The following is a 17081-nucleotide window of genomic DNA, read 5'->3' as shown; positions in this document are numbered from 1 at the left end:
TATCGTTATGGTTGTGGTGTTATTTGCCGGGCTGCCAGGCGCCGGAATCGATGCCGCCGACCAGATTGTTCACCGCTTCGCGCACGGCCAGGTCGAGCACCTTGCCGTTGAGGGTGGAGTCGTAGCTGGCGGTGCCGCCGAAGCCGACGATCTCGCGGTTGGACAGCGCGTACTGGCCGGCGCCCTGTACCGAGTACACCACTTCGGAGGTGCGGGTGTTGACGACGTTCAGGCTGACCTTGGCGTAGGCGATCTGTTGCTTGCCGCGGCCGAGAATGCCGAACAGCTGCTGGTCGCCGACTTCCTTGCGGCCGAACTCGGTGATGTCGCCGGTGATCACGTAGTCGGCGCCTTTCAGCTGTTGCGCCTGCTGCTTCAGACCGGCTTCCTGCTTGATCTCGTTCATATTGTCGCGATCGAGCACATTGAAGCGGTTGCTCTGTTGCAGATGCGTGATCAGGATGGTCTTGGTTTGACTGCCGAGATGATCGACGCCATCGGAGAAGATGCCGCGCATATAGCTGGAGCGGTTGTCGAATTTGCCGACCGAGATAGGGGAGCGCGGGCCGCTATAGGGCTTGTTGGCGCTGGGCACCTGGGCGACGGCCAGCGCTTGCGAGCTCTCGGTGGCGCAGCCGGACATGGCGGATACGATGGCGGCGCCTGCCAGCAGAGGCAGTAGATATTTCTTTTTCATTGAAAGTCTCTGACTATAAAGTTGTCGATGGATCGTTAAGAAAACTTAACAATATAACGCAAGTCGACGGCAATAACGTTGCGTTGTTGCCGCGGCGCGGCATGCGCGGACGCGAAAAAGCCGCCGTGTTTGGCGGCGGCTGGCAGGGAACGCTCAGTACAGGCGCGCTTCGCCTTGTGGGCGGTTCTTGAAGCGCTTGTGCAGCCAGAAGTACTGGTCCGGGATCTCGCGCACGCGTTCTTCGAGGAAGGCGTTCATCCGGCGGGTATCGGCCTCGATATCCTCGCTGGGATAGCCGTCCCAGGCCGGATAGAACTCCAGTTCGAAGCGGTCGCCGACGCGGCGGGCGATGGCCGGCACCACTTTGGCGCGGGCCAGCTTGGCGATGCGCGACATGCCGGTGATGGTGGCGGCCTTGACGCCGAAGAAGTCGACGAATAGCGAGTCGCGGACGCCGAAGTCCTGGTCGGGCAGATAAAGGAAAGGCGCGTGGTCCTTGCGCATCGCCTTGATGATGGGGCGCAGTCCTTCCTGGCGCGACACGATGTAGGCGTTGTCGTAGCGCTGGCGACCGGCGTAGATCTGGCGGTCCAGCGCCTGGTTCTTCTGATGCGAATACACGCTGACCAGCGGGATGTACTGGTTCAGCGCGTACACGCACATCTCGAAGCCGACGAAGTGCGGATAGAACAGAATCACGTCCTCGCCGTTGTCGCGCAAGTCGGTGACGTAGTGCAGGTTCTTGATGTCGACCAGATCGTCGATGCGCTTGGCCGAACTCCACCAGCACACGCCGTATTCCAGCACCATCCGTATCATGTGCTGGCAGTTTTTGCGGACCAGGCGACGGCGTTCGGCCAGCGGCATGTCGGGAAAGCACAGCCGCAAATTGATCAGGCCGACGCGGCGGCGGCCGCGCGCCAGCAGGTAGGCGATATTGCCCAGGCCGGCGGCGATCAGGCCGATGGCCCGCATCGGCAGCAGGCGAATCAGCCACAACAGGGCGAAAGCGAATTTCATGCGTGTCCTTGTTCTGCTTCCGGGCGGCTGACGCCGGCCGGACATTTATAACGGTTGTAGCTCCACAGATACTGCTCGGGGAAGCGGCGGATCAGGCCTTCCACCTGCGCGTTCATCTGGGCGCAGTCGGCTTCCTTGTCGCCGGAGAACGGCGCGGTCAGCGGCTCGACATGGACGGCGAAGCCCCGTCCGCGCGGCAGGCGCTCGCCGACGAAGAACAGCGTGGTCACGCCGCTCATCTGCGCCAGCCGGGGGACCAGCGTCATCGTGTAGGCGAGCCGGCCGAAGAACGGCGCCCAGACCCCCTCGCCGTTGCCGGGCACCTGGTCCGGCAGGATGATGGTGGCTTCGCCGGATTTCAGCGCCTTCATCAGCGCGCGGACGCCGGCGGCGGTGGCCGGGGCGGTCTTGCCCTTGCCGCGGGCGCGGCCGGCCTGCATCACCGGCTCGAGCCATTGCAGTTTCGGCGGTCGGTACATCGCGGTCAGCGGAAAGGGCAGTCGCGAACTAATATAACGACCGGCGATATCGTAGCTGCCTAAATGCGGAGTTACGAATATAATACCGTCGCCGCGAGCCAGCGCCGCCTCCACGTGCTCCCAGCCGTGACAGGCCTTGACCATGGCGGCGATGTCTTCCGGGCTGCGGCACCAGGCGATGGCCAGCTCCAGCGCGCCCTTGCCGGTTTCGGCGCAGCAGCGTTTGACTTGCTGCGGCAAATGCTGATAGCTTTCGAAGATTTTACTAGAGCTGACGTTCTCTCGCAGCCGCCCGGCGTAGCCGGGGGAGCTGAGGTAAGTCAGTCGCCCGAGAGCGGCACCCAAACCTTGTAGCCAGGATAGGGGGAGGTGCGCCAGGAAAGACAGTAGTAATCTAGCTAGCTTGGACATGAGCAGTGCTGCAGTCTTGGTCTGAAAGCGGCCTATTTTACCATCACAGGGTTTTGTATTTTTTGGGAACGCAGAATAAATGAGCGAATACCTGTTTACTTCGGAATCGGTGTCCGAAGGTCATCCGGACAAGGTGGCGGACCAGATTTCCGACGCCATTCTCGACGCCATCCTGCGCGAGGACAAGCACGCCCGCGTCGCGGCCGAGACGCTGGTCAACACCGGCCTGGTCGTGCTGGCCGGCGAAATTACCACTACCGCTAATATCGACTATATCAAGATCGCGCGCGAGACCATCAAGCGCATCGGCTACGATGATTCCGAGCTGGGTTTCGATTTCCGCGGCTGCGCGGTGATGGCCTGCTACGACAAGCAATCGCCGGACATCGCCCAGGGCGTCAACGAGGGCGAAGGCCTGGACCTGAACCAGGGCGCCGGCGACCAGGGCCTGATGTTCGGCTACGCCTGCGACGAAACCCCGACGCTGATGCCGTTCCCGATTTACTACGCGCACCGTCTGGTGCAGCGTCAGGCCGAACTGCGCAAGGACGGCCGCCTGCCGTGGCTGCGCCCGGACGCCAAGAGCCAGATCACCTGCGTCTACGATGCCGCCACCGGCCTGCCGAAACGCATCGACACCGTGGTGCTGTCGACCCAGCACTCACCGGACATCGATCACAAGACGCTGACCGACGCGGTGATCGAGGATATCGTCAAGCCGGTGCTGCCGCCGGAGATGATCACCCCGGAAACCAAGTTCCTGATCAACCCGACCGGCCGTTTCGTCATCGGCGGCCCGATGGGCGACTGCGGCCTGACCGGCCGCAAGATCATCGTCGACACCTATGGCGGCGCGGCGCCGCACGGCGGCGGCGCCTTCTCCGGCAAGGATCCGTCCAAGGTGGACCGTTCGGCGGCCTACGCCGGCCGCTACGTGGCGAAGAACATCGTCGCGGCCGGCCTGGCGCGCCAGTGCCAGATCCAGGTGTCGTACGCGATCGGCGTGGCCGAGCCGACCTCTATCGCCGTCGACACCTTCGGCACCAACCGCATCCCGAACGAGAAGATCGTCGAGCTGGTGAAGAAGCACTTCGACCTGCGTCCGAAAGGCATCATCCAGATGCTGGACCTGCTGCGTCCGATCTACGGCAAGACCGCCGCCTACGGCCACTTCGGCCGCGAGGAGCCGGAGTTCAGCTGGGAGCGCACCGACAAGGTCGAGGCGCTGCGCGCCGACGCCGGCCTGTAAGCCGAACGGCCATGCCATGAAAACCGCCCGCGCGAGCCGGCGGTTTTTTTGCGTCCCGAGGCCGCGGAATCGGCATCGCGGCAGACCTACCTTTTTTGCTTGGAGCCGGTATACTTGCTTGGCATCCCGAGGGGCGCTGCGAGGACGGCTTCTATGCGAAAGCCGGCTCCCCAGGCTCGGGAGCCGCGGCCCTCAGCCGCGCGACAACGGCGCTCGCCTGACTCATTGACCGTGGCCGGCACGGGATGACGGGTGAGCCGCATCCTGCCTGGCCGCGTGAAACAAGGACCGTTCGCGATGGCTGATTTTTCCGATTTTCACGTAGCTGACATCAAGCTTGCCGATTGGGGCCGCAAGGAATTGAACATCGCCGAGACCGAGATGCCCGGTCTGATGGCGACCCGCGACGAATACCGCGCCAGCCAGCCTTTGCGCGGCGCCCGCATCGCCGGCAGCCTGCACATGACGGTGCAGACCGCGGTGCTGATCGAGACGCTGACCGCGCTCGGCGCCGAAGTGCGCTGGGCCTCGTGCAATATCTTCTCCACCCAGGACCACGCCGCGGCCGCGATCGCCGCCGCCGAGATTCCGGTGTTCGCCTTCAAGGGCGAGAGCCTGGACGAGTACTGGGAATTCAGCCACAAGATCTTCGAATGGCCGGAGGGCCAGCCGGCCAACATGATCCTCGACGACGGCGGCGACGCCACCTTGCTGCTGATGCTGGGCAGCAAGGCGGAGCAGGACATCGGCGCGATCGCCCACCCGACCAACGAGGAAGAGATCGCGCTGTTCGCGTCGATCAAGCGCCACCTGGCCATCGATCCGCACTGGTACTCTAAGCGCCTGAAGCATATCCAGGGGGTCACCGAGGAGACCACCACCGGCGTGCACCGCCTGTATCAGCTGGAGAAGGACGGCCAGCTGCCGTTCCCGGCGATCAACGTCAACGACTCGGTGACCAAGTCCAAGTTCGACAATCTGTACGGCTGCCGCGAATCGCTGGTCGACGGCATTAAGCGCGCCACCGACGTGATGATCGCCGGCAAGGTGGCGGTGGTGCTGGGCTACGGCGACGTCGGCAAGGGCTGCGCGCAGAGCCTGCGCGGCCTCGGCGCCACTGTTTGGGTGACCGAGATCGACCCGATCTGCGCGCTGCAGGCGGCGATGGAGGGCTATCGCGTCGTGAGGATGGACGAGGTGGCCGACCAGGCCGACATCTTCGTCACGTCCACCGGCAATGTCGGCGTGATCACCCACGAGCACATGAAGAAGATGCGCAACAACGCCATCATCTGCAATATCGGCCACTTCGACAGCGAGATCGAGGTCGCCAGCTTGCGCCAGTACCAGTGGGAAAACATCAAGCCGCAGGTCGATCACATCATCTTCCCGGACGGCAAGCGGGTGATCCTGCTGGCCGAGGGCCGGCTGGTGAACCTGGGCTGCGCCACCGGCCACCCGAGTTTCGTGATGTCGAACAGCTTCACCAACCAGGTGTTGGCGCAGATCGAGCTGTTCGCCAACGGCCGGCAGTACGGCAAGCAGGTATACGTGTTGCCCAAGCATCTGGACGAGAAGGTCGCCCGCTTGCACCTGGCCCGCATCGGCGCTCGGCTGACCGAGCTGTCCGATCAGCAGGCCGCCTACATCAGCGTGCCCAAGCAGGGACCTTATAAGCCGGATCACTATCGTTATTGATTATTGAACCAAGGCGACGCGGACGGCCCCCATAGAATGGAGCTGTCCGTTTTTTTTGCAGGAGGGACGATGAGTCCGCAGGAATGGTTTGAGTGGATTGCGCGGCAGCGCGAGGCGCTGGCCGGCGAGGGCATGAGCTACCCGGATACCCAGGTTCTGGACCGGGAGTGGAAACAACGGCGCGGCATCGATTCGAACGAGCGCGGCGACGGTTCGGGTTTGTCGGACAAGCTCCACGATCTGGAGCGCGCGGCCGATTACGATCGCCTGAGCGAAAAACTGCCGCCTAAAGGCAGCTCCGGCAAAGGCGGAAAAATATGAATCCATCTCCACGCACCTTCAGTTTCGAATTCTTCCCGCCGAAGACGCCGGAAGGCGTCGCCAAGCTGCGGACGACGCGCCAGCAGCTGGCCCAGTTCAAGCCGCAGTTCTTCTCGGTGACTTTCGGCGCCGGCGGAACTACCCGCGACGGCACCTTGTCCACCGTGTTGGAGATTCGCAGCGAGGGGCAGGCGGCGGCGCCGCACCTGTCCTGCATCGGCTCAACCCGCGAGAACATCGCCGCGATACTGAACGAGTACCGCGGCAACGGCATCCGCCACCTGGTGGCGCTGCGCGGCGACATTCCGTCCGGCATGGTGGCCGCCGGCGAATTCCGCTACGCCAACGAGCTGGTGGAATTCATCCGCGCCGAGCACGGCGATCATTTCCACATCGAGGTGGCCGCCTACCCGGAATTCCATCCGCAGGCGCGCTCGGCCGAGGACGACCTCGCCAATTTCGTGCGCAAGGTCAGGGCCGGGGCCGATTCCGCGATGACCCAGTACTTCTTCAACGCCGACAGCTACTTCCGCTTCGTCGACGAGGCGCGCGCGCGCGGGGTGGACATTCCCATTGTGCCGGGTATCATGCCGATCTCGAATTTCGGCCAGCTGTGCCGCTTCTCCGACATGTGCGGAGCGGAAGTGCCGCGCTGGCTGCGCCTGCGCATGCAGGCCTATTACGACGATACCGCGTCCATCCGCGCCTTGGGCCTGGACGTGGTGACCGAGCTGTGCGACCGCCTGTTGCAGGGCGGCGCGCCCGGCTTGCATTTTTACACATTGAACCAGGCGGGCCTGGTCTCCACCATCTGGCAGAGGCTGGGCCTGTGACGGCGAGCGGGCGGCTTTGAGCCGCCCGCGGCCGCGAACAACGGGAAGCCCATGCAAGACCAGCAACACGTCCAAAGACAAATCCAATCCGAACCGAGGAAATCGCTGCTCGGCCAGGTGATCTTCAGCAGCCGCTGGCTGCAACTGCCCATCTATCTCGGCCTGATCGTCGTGCAGGGCGTATACGCGTGGAAGTTTCTCGCGCAGCTGTGGGAGCTCTTGGAAGGGCTGAACCACCTGACGGAGACCGACATCATGCTGGCGGTGCTGGGCCTGATCGACGTGGTGATGATCGCCAACCTGCTGGTGATGGTGACGGTGGGCGGCTACGAGACCTTCGTGTCGCGGCTGCGCATAGACAGCCACCCGGATCAGCCGGAATGGCTGGACCACGTCAACGCCTCGGTGCTGAAGGTCAAGCTGTCGATGGCCATCATCAGCATCTCGTCGATACACCTGCTGCAGACCTTCATCAACGCCAGCCGCATCGACGAGCACACGATCAAGTGGCAGCTGTTCCTGCACCTGGCCTTCCTGCTGTCGGCGGCGGCCATCGCCTACACCGACAAGCTGCTGGCCGGCAGCACCGCCCAGCACCAGGGGCATTGAACAGCCAGCCGGTATGCAAAAACGGCCCCGTCGGGGCCGTTTTGCTTGATTCGTCGCCTGCGCGCGCGGCTCAGATGCCGCGCATCTGGCCCAGAGGCAGCGCGGTGGTGCGCTTGATCTCCTTCAGCACGAAGCTCGACTTGACGTCCTCGACCCCCGGATGCTGCAGCAACTCGTCCATCACGAAGCGCGAAAAGTGCTCCATGTCTTCGAAGTACACCTGCAGCAGATAGTCCATTTCACCGGTCATCGCGAAGCAATTGATCACTTCCGGCCAGTTCTGCACCGCTTCGATGAAGCTTTGCAAGTGCATATTGCCGCGTTTCTCCAGCGTTACCCGCACCCAGGCCTGCAGGCCCAGACCGATATGGGCAGGATCGAGCAGGGCGACGTACTGGCGGATCACGCCGGACTCTTCCAGCTGCTTGAGCCGGCGCAGACAGGGCGATGGCGACAGGGCGACGCGCTCGGCCAGTTCGACGTTGGTCAACCGGCCGTCATGCTGCAATTCGGCCAGAATACGCAAGTCTGTCTTATCCAATGTGAGACTTGGCATATTTTCTCCTGATTATCGGTTTGTTGAGACATTTTATTCCTATGTATTGCCCAATCCAAGCTATTTAGCAAGATAATTGCTGGGCGCTTTCCATAGAATAAAAAGCCTAAATCAGCAAACGGCAGCGCCAGACTGCCGGTGCATGTCGATGGTGCGTGACAGCAGATAACGATTCGTTCGGAGGAGAACCAGGCCGGGCCGCCAGCGGCGGCCGAGGGCGGCGCCAGTGTCCCGGCGCGCATTCCGGTTTTCCTTGTTCTGCTTCTTCCCGTTCCGTCGAACTGCCATTGTCCCGCCTTGCGGGACGGCGGCGGCCTGCTTACATAACGCGGATCGCCAGCAGACGTTTACAAGTTGCGCTCAGACCGAGTCGATTATCGTTCACCGGATAATCCGGCGGCGATCTATAAACAGAGGAGAAACAGATGAAAATGGAAGCCATGCTGCAAAACCCGCTCGCTACGGACGGTTTCGAGTTCGTCGAATACACCGCGCCCAACGCCGAAGGCGTTGAAAAACTGCGTCAGCTGTTCCTGTCGCTGGGCTTTACCGAAGTGGCCCGCCATCGCAGCAAGGACGTCAGCCTGTTCCGCCAGGGCGACATCAACTTCATCCTGAACGCCGAGCGCAGCCAACCGGCCAGCGAGTTCGCCAAGGCACACGGCCCGTCCGCTTGTGCGATGGCTTGGCGCGTCAAGGATGCCGCCAAGGCCTATGAGTACGCGCTGTCGCACGGCGCCAAGCCGTACCAGCGTCCGGTTGGCGCGATGGAATTGAACATCCCGGCCGTCGAAGGCATCGGCGGCTCGGCGTTGTATTTCGTCGACCGTTACGGCAAGGGCAAGGACATCTACGAGATCGACTTCGTGCCGCTGGACGGCGTCGACCAGCATCCGTACGGCGTCGGCCTGACCGAGATCGACCACCTGACCCATAACGTCGCGCGCGGCAATATGGCCACCTGGGCCGATTTCTACACCGGCATCGCCAACTTCCGCGAGATCCGCTACTTCGACATCGAAGGCAAGCTGACCGGCCTGGTGTCCAAGGCGATGACCAGCCCCTGCGGCAAGATCCGCATCCCGATCAACGAGTCGTCCGACGACAAGAGCCAGATCGAGGAATTCCTGCGCCAGTATAACGGCGAGGGCATCCAGCACATCGCGCTGACCACCGCCGACATCTACGCCACGGTGGAAACGCTGAAGGCGCGCGGCACCCGCTTCCTCGACACCCCGGACACCTATTACGAAAAGGTGGACACCCGCGTGCCGGACCACGGCGAGGACGTCGCCCGCCTGAAGAAGAACAGCATCCTGATCGACGGCGCACCGGTCGAGGGCATCCTGCTGCAGATCTTCACCGAGACCGTGATCGGCCCGATCTTCTTCGAGATCATCCAGCGCAAGGGCAACGAGGGCTTCGGCGAGGGCAACTTCAAGGCCCTGTTCGAGTCCATCGAGGAAGACCAGATCCGCCGCGGCGTGCTGAAGGCTGATTGATCCATTCCCGCCGCGGCGGCCCGACCCGGACTTTCCGGACGGGCGCCGCGGCGTTTTGCCGTGCGTACACCATGCAATGGCGCGGCCGCGCGTCGCCGCCGCGCCGACAGGATATTCGATATGCGTAAATGGATCAGTTACCCGCACCGCGAGGGCACCATCTCGCGGCAGGCCCACGCCGACTTTCCGGCCGAGGCCATCTATGAGCGCGAAGTGGGCCGCAGCGGCTTCTTCGGCCCGGCCACCCACTTGCACCACAAACATCCGCCGACCGGCTGGAGCGCCTGGGAAGGCCCGCTGCGCCCGCGCGCCTTCGACCTGAACGAGCTGCCGCACGGCACGCCGGCGCCGTGGGACGCGCCGCTGGTGTTGCACAACGCCCAGTGCAAGCTGCGCATCTGGCGTTGCGACCAGGCGATGACCCAGCTGTTCCGCAACGCCGACGGCGACGACCTGTTGTTCATCCACGCCGGCAGCGGCGAGCTGTTCTGCGACTACGGCCATCTGAGCTACCGCGACGGCGACTACCTCCTGGTGCCGCGTTCGACCAGTTGGCGCATCGAACCGGCCAGCCCGACGACGATGCTGCTGGTGGAAACCAGCAACGGCGCCTACCAGCTGCCGGAAAAGGGCCTGGTCGGCCCGCACGCGATCTTCGACGAGGCGGTGCTGGAAGTCCCGGCGATAGACGACGCCTTCCGCGCGCAGCAGACCGAGGACGAGTGGCAGGTGGTGATCAAGCGCCGCGGCGCGCTGTCCACCGTCACCTATCCGTACAACCCGCTGGACGCCATCGGCTGGCACGGCAATCTGTCGGTGGCGCGCGTCAACTGGCGCGACATCCGGCCGCTGATGAGCCACCGCTACCACCTGCCGCCGTCGGCGCACACCACCTTCGTCGCCGACGGCTTCGTGATCTGCACCTTCGTGCCGCGGCCGATCGAGTCCGATCCGGGCGCGCTGAAGGTGCCGTTCTATCACAACAACGACGATTACGACGAAGTGATCTTCTACCACGCAGGCGACTTCTTCAGCCGCGACAACATCAAGCCGGGCATGCTGACCTTCCACCCGGCCGGCTTCACCCACGGCCCGCACCCGAAGGCCTTCGCCAAGGCCATGACCGAGCCGAAGAAGTTCACCGACGAAGTGGCGGTGATGATAGACGCCCGCGACGCGCTGGAGCAGGGGCCGGGCCTGGCCAGCGTGGAGTGGCAGGGCTACGTCGACAGCTGGAAACCCAAGCAGGCCTGACGCCATTGCTGCTGCGCGGTCCGATCTCGACGCTGCGATGCTCGCGGTACGATTTGTACCGCTGTGCTTCTCGCGCCGACCTCGGACCGCTCGCGACGCAATCGCGTTCAGGCCAGGTCGAACATTGATTGATATAGAGGAACGGCCCGAAGCGGCCGAAGCAGAAAGAACATCAAGATGAAATTAGCCACTTATCACAACCACACCCGCGACGGCCAGCTGATGGTCGTCAGCCGCGATCTGACCCGCGCCGTGGCGGTGCCGGCCATCGCCGCCACGCTGCAGGGCGCGCTGGACAGCTGGGCGCAGGCCGAGCCGCGGCTGAAGGAAGTCTACGCCGCCTTGAACCAGGGCAAGGTGCCGGACGAGGTCGCCTTCGACGCCAAGCGTTGCCTGAGCCCGCTGCCGCGCGCCTACCAGTGGGCCGACGGCAGCGCCTACCTGAACCATGTCGAGCTGGTGCGCAAGGCGCGCGGCGCCGAGGTGCCGGAAAGCTTCTACACCGACCCGCTGATGTACCAGGGCGGCTCCGACGCCTTCCTGGCGCCGACGGCCGACATCCCGTTGCGCGACGAGGCCTGGGGCCTGGACTTCGAGGGCGAGGTGGCGGTAGTCACCGGCGACGTGCCGCTGGGCGCGCCGGCCGACGCCAGGCACATCCGCCTGCTGATGCTGGTCAACGACGTGACGCTGCGCGGCCTGATCCCGGCCGAGCTGGCCAAGGGCTTCGGTTTCTTCCAGAGCAAGCCGGCCACCGCCTTCTCGCCGGTCGCCGTCACGCCGGACGAGCTGGGCGACGCCTGGAACGGCGGCAAGGTGCATCTGCCGCTGTTGGTCGACTACAACGGCGCCTTCTATGGCAAGCCCGACTGCGGCGTCGAGATGCAGTTCAACTTCCCGCAACTGGTCGCCCACGTGTCCAAGACCCGCGAGCTGGTCGCTGGCTCCATCGTCGGCTCCGGCACCATCTCCAACCAGGACCGCAGCGTAGGCTCTTGCTGCCTGGCCGAGCAGCGGATGATAGAAACCATCGAGCAGGGCGCGCCCAAAACCCCGTTCATGAAGGTCGGCGACACGGTGCGCATCGAGATGCGGAACGCCGCCGGCGACAGCATCTTCGGCGCGATAGCGCAGACCGTGGTCGCCCATGGCTGAGCGCGTCCTCTACGGCTATTTCCGTTCCAGCGCCGCCTATCGGGTGCGCATCGCGCTGAATCTGAAAGGGCTGGATTGCCGGCTGGCGCCGGTCAATCTGCTGAAGGGCGAGCAGAAGAGCGCCGAGTACCTGGCGATCAATCCGCACGGTCTGGTGCCGCTGCTGGACGACGGCGGAATCAGGATCGCGCAGTCGCTGGCGATCTGCGAGTACCTGGACGAAGCCTATCCGGACACGGCGAGGCTGCTGCCGGCCGATCCGGCGGCGCGGGCCAAGGCGCGTTCCATCGCGCTGTCCATCGCCGCCGACATCCATCCGCTGCAGAATCCGCGCGTCGGCAAATACCTGCAAGCCGAATTAGGCGTTGGCGACGACGGCAAGACCGAGTGGATCCGTCACTGGATACGCACTGGCTTCGCCGCGCTGGAGGCGCAGCTGGCGGGGACTTCCGGCCGCTACGCGGTCGGCGACGAGCCGACGCTGGCCGACATCTGCCTGTTGCCGCAAGTGTTCAGCGCGCGTCGTTTCGAGGTGGAACTGGCGGCGTATCCGACGATAGTCCGGATCGCGGAGGCGCTGGAGCGTTTGCCGGCCTTCGCCGACGCGCATCCGTCCAGGCAGCCGGACGCGGTGTAAGTGCTTGATCCGGCGGCCCGCCTGCCGCGCGCGGGCGGGCCGCCTGCTTTTTCAGCCAGCGGCGGAGCGGTTTTTTTGCAATTATTCCTTGACTCGTTTGGGCTGCTCTGATTAAATGCGTGGCTCTGACGGCGCGACAGCGCTAGGCAGAAAAGTGGCCAGTTAGCTCAGTTGGTAGAGCAGCGGATTGAAAATCCGCGTGTCCGTGGTTCGATTCCGCGACTGGCCACCACAGCAAGGCCAGTTAGCTCAGTTGGTAGAGCAGCGGATTGAAAATCCGCGTGTCCGTGGTTCGATTCCGCGACTGGCCACCAGATTGAAAAAGCCGAATCCGCAAGGGTTCGGCTTTTTGCATTGCGCCGCTCCATTTCATGGCTCCATTTCATGGCTCTTGTGAGGGGCGTCCTCGATGGCGCGCTTGCCGGACGGCGCGCGCGCCAGGGCGGCGGCGATCAGCAGCGCGCAGACGCCGGCCGCCAGCGTCAGGTTCAGCCCGGCCCGGGCGCCGTAGGCGTCGGTCGCCAGGCCGCACAGCGAGGCGCCGCCGGCCACGCCCAGCTGGATGCCAGTGACCAGCCAGGTCAGGCTCTCGGTCAGCCGCGCGCGCGGCACCGCCTTCTCCACCATTTCCATCGCGACGATCAGCGTCGGCGCGAACGACAGTCCGGACAGCAGCATCACCGCGGCCAGCCAGAACACGCTGGGGGCCAGCGCGATGAAGGCCGAGCTGGCCGCCGTGGCCGCGCAGCAGTACAGCAGCAGCTTGCCCAGCGGCATGGCCGGCTTCAGCGCGCCGAAGGCCAGCCCGCCGATGCCGGAGCCCAGCGCGTACAGCGCCAGCACCCAGCCGGCGGCGGACGGCGAGCCCTGCGCCTTGGCGAAAGCCACCGATGCGACATCGATGGTGCCGGCGATGGCGCCCAGCGTGCCCATCAGCAGGGCGAGGGTCGGCACCGGTCGCAGGAACAGCGCCGGGCGGCGGCTGTCCGGCGTGTCGGGGTGGGCCGGCGGCTCGGTGGATTTCTGCCGCAGCAGCGCGGAAACGCTGAAGAGGACAAGCAGGGCGGCCAGCAGCGGGCCGGCCTCGGGAAACCAGGCCATGCACAGTCCTATGGCCAGCGGCGGCCCCATGACGAAGGCGATCTCGCTCAGTACGCTGTCCAGCGCGAACGCCGTCGGCAGCAGCGTCTGGCCCTCCAGCAGCCGAGCCCAGCGCGCGCGGGTCATCGCCGGGATGCTGGGCAGGCAGCCCGCAGGCGCCGCGCAGAGGTATAACGTCCAATCCGGCGCGTTCAGACGGTTGCACAGCACCAGCGCCAGCAGGGCGAGGGCGCCGATGCCGGTGGCCGGCGGCAGGACCCGGCTCTGGCCATGGCGGTCGGCCAGCCGCGATACCTGCGGCGACAGCAGGGCGGTGGCCAGCGTCAGGGTGGCGGCGACCGATCCGGCCAGGCTGTAGCTGTTCCGGGTCAGCGACAGCATGGTGATGACGCCGACGATCACCATGGTGCTGGGCAGGCGGGCCACCCAGCCGGCCAGCGCAAGCGCCGGGACGCCCGGCGTGCGGAACAACTGGCCGTATCGACTGCTCATGGGGCTTCTCCTTGCGGTGGTTCGCGCGGCGGCGGGAGGTTTCGCGCAATCGGTCAAGCTAGCTGCGCCTTATGTCTTTGTCAATTTGACGATGGTCGGCATGAATCGGCCGGACACAAAAGAAAAAAGCACGCCTGGGCGTGCTTTTTTCATCGGAGCGGGCGCTCAGCTGTGGCGGCGCGGCGGCAGCGGCGGCGCGTCGTTGGCGTAGACCGGTTCGGCGGTCGACTCCGTCTTGAGGATGGCCCGGCCTTGCTGATCGGCCAGATCGGCCAGCGTGGAGAGTTGGCCCGCCGTCTGCACCATCAGGTGGTTGCGGCTGACGCGCATGTCGGACACGATGGACTCCAGGCTGGCCGCGCCCGGCTTCAGCAGTTCGCGCGCGGCGATCAGCTGGCCGGTGCGGCCGACGCCGGCGCGGCAGTGGATGACCGGCAACAGCTTGTTCGGATCGCCCAGCGCGCGGCTTTTGTTGTTGCGGTAGAAGGCGATCTTCTGGTCGGCGACGGCGTCGACATGCTCGGCCAGCGCCTTCAGCGCGCCGGCGCCCTGGGCGCCGAAGTCGGCCCAGTTGGGCACGTGCAGCACCGGGATCGATATTTTTCCGCTACCGTTCTGCACCGTCAGCTGGTGGCTGCGCACCTCGAGACCGCCTTCCAGCGTCATGCTCTTGCCGGCTTTGGCGCTGACCTCGGTCTGGCCGTAGCGGCCGTTTTCGGCGAAGTAGCGCGGCATGCCGGGTTTGGCGAGGTCGGCGTCAGAGGCCAGCACCACCAGCACCGGGGTGCGGTTGGCGACCAGCATGCCGAAATAGCTTTCCAGCTGGCCTGCGGTCGGATACTGGCTGGCGATGGCGACATTGGCGCCGCCGACGCGTACCCGGTTGGCCGGCAGCGGCGTGCCGTCCGGCGCGCGCACCACGGTGGCGGCGGCGGTGGGCACATCGTGGAAGCGGGCGCCGGCCAGGTCGTTGACGAAGGGCGCGCCGCTGGCGGCCGGTCCGACCTGGCGTTGAAGCTCGGCGAACAGGCCGACACGCTTGTCGCTGCTGCCCAGCGTCTGGGCCAGCGAGGCCTTGCGGTCGTCCAGCGAGCCGGCGGCGGGTGTCAGGTTCAGCGACAGCCCGCGGCGCTGGCTCAGCGTGGCGGTTTCCGCTTGACGGGCCTGCGCCTGGGTGTCGGCCCAGCGCAGATTGGGGCGCTGGCTGCGCGGCGGGGCGGCCCGATCTTCCGTCCTGGGGCGGGTGTCGGTATTGGCGTGGGTATTCAGCCGGGTGATCAGGTCTACCAGGCGGATGTCGCGCGGACGCTCCTGGGTCTCCAGCAGGCCGGCGTTGCGGAGGAACTGCTGCGCGCGACGGGTCTGGTCCGGATGCAGCAGATAGGAGCGGCCGGTGTAAACCACCAGGGCGCCGTCCTTGCGGATGCCGATGCGGGCGGTGTCGGCATCGATCTTGCCGTCGTTCAGCCGGTTCAGGCTGGCCAGGTCGGGCCGGGCGATGGAGATGCCGGTGTGGATGGTGCTCATGTCTTGCCTCTTTCTTAGCGGGTTGCCCATCGGGGCTTATGGCGGCGGCCGGCGCGGTGCGCCGGCGCGTCGGAGTCAGAGCGCGGCCGGGGTATCGTCCAGCAGCGCCTCGGCGCGGGCGATCAGCGCGTCGAAGGCTGCGGCCAGTTGCGGCAGATCGCAGCCGCTGCCGGGCAGGCGCAGCCAGCAGCACAGCCGGCCGTTGTCGTCCAGCGCGGCCACCGGCAAGCAGGGGGCGCCCGCCAGCTGGTTTCCGGCCAGCGCCCGCAGCGCCGCTTCCGGCGACGCGGGCGGGCCGTCCAGCTCGGCCAGCATGAACCAGCTGTCGTGGTCTATGCCGCCCAGATGAACTTGGAAGCGTTGCTCCACCGTCAGGCTGATCAGGTCCCGGTCGTCGGTCGGAGGGGTGGAGAAGCCCAAGTGGCGCAGCAGTTCGGCTGCGTTGCGATGGAAGGCGGATAAGTCTGGCATTGCTGGCTTCACGCCGGCTGGCGGCGTCCGGTTTCGTTGATGAGTGAATTCTTATATTCTGGACGCAGGACCGCTACCAGAATTCGCTCATCAGGCGTCGGCCGCGGCGCGCCGACAACTAGAACGCGTGGCAACAGTCCGCGCTGTTAGCGCTATCAGCGTATAATCAGACACTTCCGACGCACCCGGAGCCTTCATGTCTTACCGTTTCATCGCCTCAGATCTCGACGGCACGTTGTTGGACCAGCATCACGCCGTCAACGCGCTGACCGCCGCCACGTTGCAGACGCTGCAGTCGCGCGGCATCCAGTTCGCCCTCGCCACCGGCCGCCACCACCTTGATGTGAGCGGCATCCGCGAGGCGTTGGGCGTGCGCGCGCACCTGATCACCTCCAACGGCGCCCGCATCCACGATCCGGACGGCGCGCTGATCCACCGCCAGGACATTCCGTCGCCGCTGGCGCGCGCGCTGGCGCAGCCGGAGTACGCCGCCGGCACCATCGCCAATTTCTATCTCGACGACGAGTGGCTGATCAGCGAGCCCTGCCAGGATCTGCTGGACATGCACAAGGATTCCGGCATGGCCTACCGGGTATGCGACCTGGCCGGCCACGACGGCGTCGGCGTCGGCAAGGTGTTGTACATCGGCGAGCATCAGCATCTGCTGGCGCTGGAGCGGCGTCTGCTGGAGCGTTTCGGCGACAGCCTGTACATCACCTTCTCGCTGGAGCATTGCCTGGAGGTGATGGCGGCGGGCGTGTCCAAGGGACATGCGCTGGCGCTGGTGCTGGACAGCCTGGGGATCCCGGCCGACGCGTGCCTGGCCTTCGGCGATGGCCAGAACGATCTGGAGTTGTTGCGCGCCGCCGGCCATCCGCGCCTGATGGGCAATGCCCATCCGCGGCTCAGCGGCGAAATGCCGGACGCGCACCGCATCGGCAGCAACGCCGAATCCGGCGTCGCGCGGCATCTGCGCGAATTGTTCCAACTGGGATAGGCCGGCCGCCGCCATCGGCAGCGAGTCGGCGTCCTTCGCGTCGTGCCGACCGGTGTTTGACGAGCAAGGACG

At 65.3% G+C, this 17081-nt stretch carries 17 protein-coding genes, 2 tRNA genes and 1 riboswitch; of the genes, 12 read left to right on the top strand and 7 right to left on the bottom strand.

Translation table 11 applies throughout. The features are described from left to right. Window positions 1–19: 19 nt before the first annotated feature. From CXB49_RS17465 to CXB49_RS17455, 3 genes are all read right to left on the bottom strand, one after another. A complete protein-coding gene (locus CXB49_RS17465) occupies window positions 20–697 on the bottom strand; it encodes a CsgG/HfaB family protein (protein WP_101709566.1) in 678 nt (225 codons plus the stop codon). A gap of 153 nt (window positions 698–850) precedes the next feature. Continuing rightward, a complete protein-coding gene (locus CXB49_RS17460; protein ID WP_101709565.1) occupies window positions 851–1717 on the bottom strand; it encodes a lipid A biosynthesis lauroyl acyltransferase in 867 nt (288 codons plus the stop codon). Beyond that, window positions 1714–2607 carry a lysophospholipid acyltransferase family protein gene (locus CXB49_RS17455; RefSeq protein WP_101709564.1) on the bottom strand — a complete coding sequence of 298 codons (894 nt, stop codon included), beginning with the start codon at window positions 2605–2607 and terminating at the stop codon, window positions 1714–1716. Before CXB49_RS17455 ends, CXB49_RS17460 begins: the two co-directional genes overlap by 4 nt. Before the next feature lie 79 nt (window positions 2608–2686). On the opposite strand from CXB49_RS17455, the gene metK reads away from it, so the two are divergent. The 5 genes from metK to CXB49_RS17430 all read left to right on the top strand — a co-directional run bounded on the left by metK (window position 2687) and on the right by CXB49_RS17430 (window position 7317). Next, window positions 2687–3856, top strand: coding sequence for a methionine adenosyltransferase (gene metK / locus CXB49_RS17450; RefSeq protein ID WP_101709563.1), 1170 nt, complete (start codon window positions 2687–2689; stop codon window positions 3854–3856). Between the two features lie 122 nt (window positions 3857–3978). Further along, window positions 3979–4078, top strand: a riboswitch (S-adenosyl-L-homocysteine riboswitch). Window positions 4079–4153: 75 nt separating this feature from the next. Next, a complete protein-coding gene (gene ahcY / locus CXB49_RS17445) occupies window positions 4154–5554 on the top strand; it encodes an adenosylhomocysteinase (protein WP_101709562.1) in 1401 nt (466 codons plus the stop codon). A 69-nt stretch (window positions 5555–5623) separates the two neighbouring features. Next, window positions 5624–5875 (top strand): hypothetical protein, encoded by a 252-nt coding sequence (locus CXB49_RS17440; protein WP_101709561.1) that lies wholly within the window; start codon window positions 5624–5626, stop codon window positions 5873–5875. Beyond that, a complete protein-coding gene (metF, locus tag CXB49_RS17435; protein ID WP_101709560.1) occupies window positions 5872–6708 on the top strand; it encodes a methylenetetrahydrofolate reductase [NAD(P)H] in 837 nt (278 codons plus the stop codon). The genes CXB49_RS17440 and metF overlap by 4 nt, the downstream gene beginning before the upstream one ends. A gap of 51 nt (window positions 6709–6759) precedes the next feature. Continuing rightward, entirely contained in the window at window positions 6760–7317 is a 558-nt protein-coding gene (locus CXB49_RS17430; RefSeq protein WP_101709559.1) for a TIGR00645 family protein, read from the top strand. A 70-nt stretch (window positions 7318–7387) separates the two neighbouring features. On the opposite strand, the gene CXB49_RS17425 is transcribed toward CXB49_RS17430, so the two are convergent. Beyond that, a complete protein-coding gene (locus CXB49_RS17425) occupies window positions 7388–7873 on the bottom strand; it encodes an Lrp/AsnC family transcriptional regulator (RefSeq protein ID WP_101709558.1) in 486 nt (161 codons plus the stop codon). A 425-nt stretch (window positions 7874–8298) separates the two neighbouring features. Here CXB49_RS17425 and hppD point away from each other — a divergent pair, with 425 nt between their 5' ends. From hppD to CXB49_RS17395, 6 genes are all read left to right on the top strand, one after another. Further along, complete coding sequence (gene hppD / locus CXB49_RS17420) at window positions 8299–9375, top strand: 4-hydroxyphenylpyruvate dioxygenase (RefSeq protein ID WP_101709557.1); 1077 nt, start codon at window positions 8299–8301, stop codon at window positions 9373–9375. Window positions 9376–9495: 120 nt separating this feature from the next. After that, window positions 9496–10629, top strand: coding sequence for a homogentisate 1,2-dioxygenase (locus CXB49_RS17415; protein WP_101709556.1), 1134 nt, complete (start codon window positions 9496–9498; stop codon window positions 10627–10629). A gap of 177 nt (window positions 10630–10806) precedes the next feature. Then, window positions 10807–11784 carry a fumarylacetoacetate hydrolase family protein gene (locus CXB49_RS17410; protein WP_101709555.1) on the top strand — a complete coding sequence of 326 codons (978 nt, stop codon included), beginning with the start codon at window positions 10807–10809 and terminating at the stop codon, window positions 11782–11784. Then, on the top strand, window positions 11777–12421 hold the full coding sequence (gene maiA / locus CXB49_RS17405; RefSeq protein ID WP_101709554.1) for a maleylacetoacetate isomerase: 645 nt from the start codon (window positions 11777–11779) through the stop codon (window positions 12419–12421). Before CXB49_RS17410 ends, maiA begins: the two co-directional genes overlap by 8 nt. A 156-nt stretch (window positions 12422–12577) precedes the next feature. Continuing rightward, window positions 12578–12653: transfer RNA gene (locus CXB49_RS17400), tRNA-Phe, on the top strand. 6 nt (window positions 12654–12659) lie between these two features. Next, window positions 12660–12735 (top strand) — tRNA-Phe (locus CXB49_RS17395). Window positions 12736–12790: 55 nt separating this feature from the next. Here CXB49_RS17395 and CXB49_RS17390 read toward each other — a convergent pair. The 3 genes from CXB49_RS17390 to CXB49_RS17380 form a co-directional block, all read right to left on the bottom strand. After that, complete coding sequence (locus CXB49_RS17390) at window positions 12791–14014, bottom strand: MFS transporter (protein WP_101709553.1); 1224 nt, start codon at window positions 14012–14014, stop codon at window positions 12791–12793. Window positions 14015–14179: 165 nt separating this feature from the next. Then, on the bottom strand, window positions 14180–15541 hold the full coding sequence (locus tag CXB49_RS17385) for a protein-tyrosine phosphatase family protein (protein ID WP_158300934.1): 1362 nt from the start codon (window positions 15539–15541) through the stop codon (window positions 14180–14182). A gap of 75 nt (window positions 15542–15616) precedes the next feature. Beyond that, window positions 15617–16012: a CesT family type III secretion system chaperone gene (locus tag CXB49_RS17380; RefSeq protein WP_101709551.1), complete on the bottom strand. Its 396-nt coding sequence runs from the start codon at window positions 16010–16012 to the stop codon at window positions 15617–15619. A 196-nt stretch (window positions 16013–16208) separates the two neighbouring features. On the opposite strand from CXB49_RS17380, the gene CXB49_RS17375 reads away from it, so the two are divergent. Next, entirely contained in the window at window positions 16209–17009 is an 801-nt protein-coding gene (locus tag CXB49_RS17375; RefSeq protein WP_101709550.1) for a Cof-type HAD-IIB family hydrolase, read from the top strand. Window positions 17010–17081 lie beyond the last annotated feature (72 nt).

This window comes from Chromobacterium sp. ATCC 53434 (assembly GCF_002848345.1).
Classification (GTDB): domain Bacteria; phylum Pseudomonadota; class Gammaproteobacteria; order Burkholderiales; family Chromobacteriaceae; genus Chromobacterium.
Note: the sequence above shows the minus strand (reverse complement) of the source record. Positions and strands in the feature narration are given on the sequence as shown.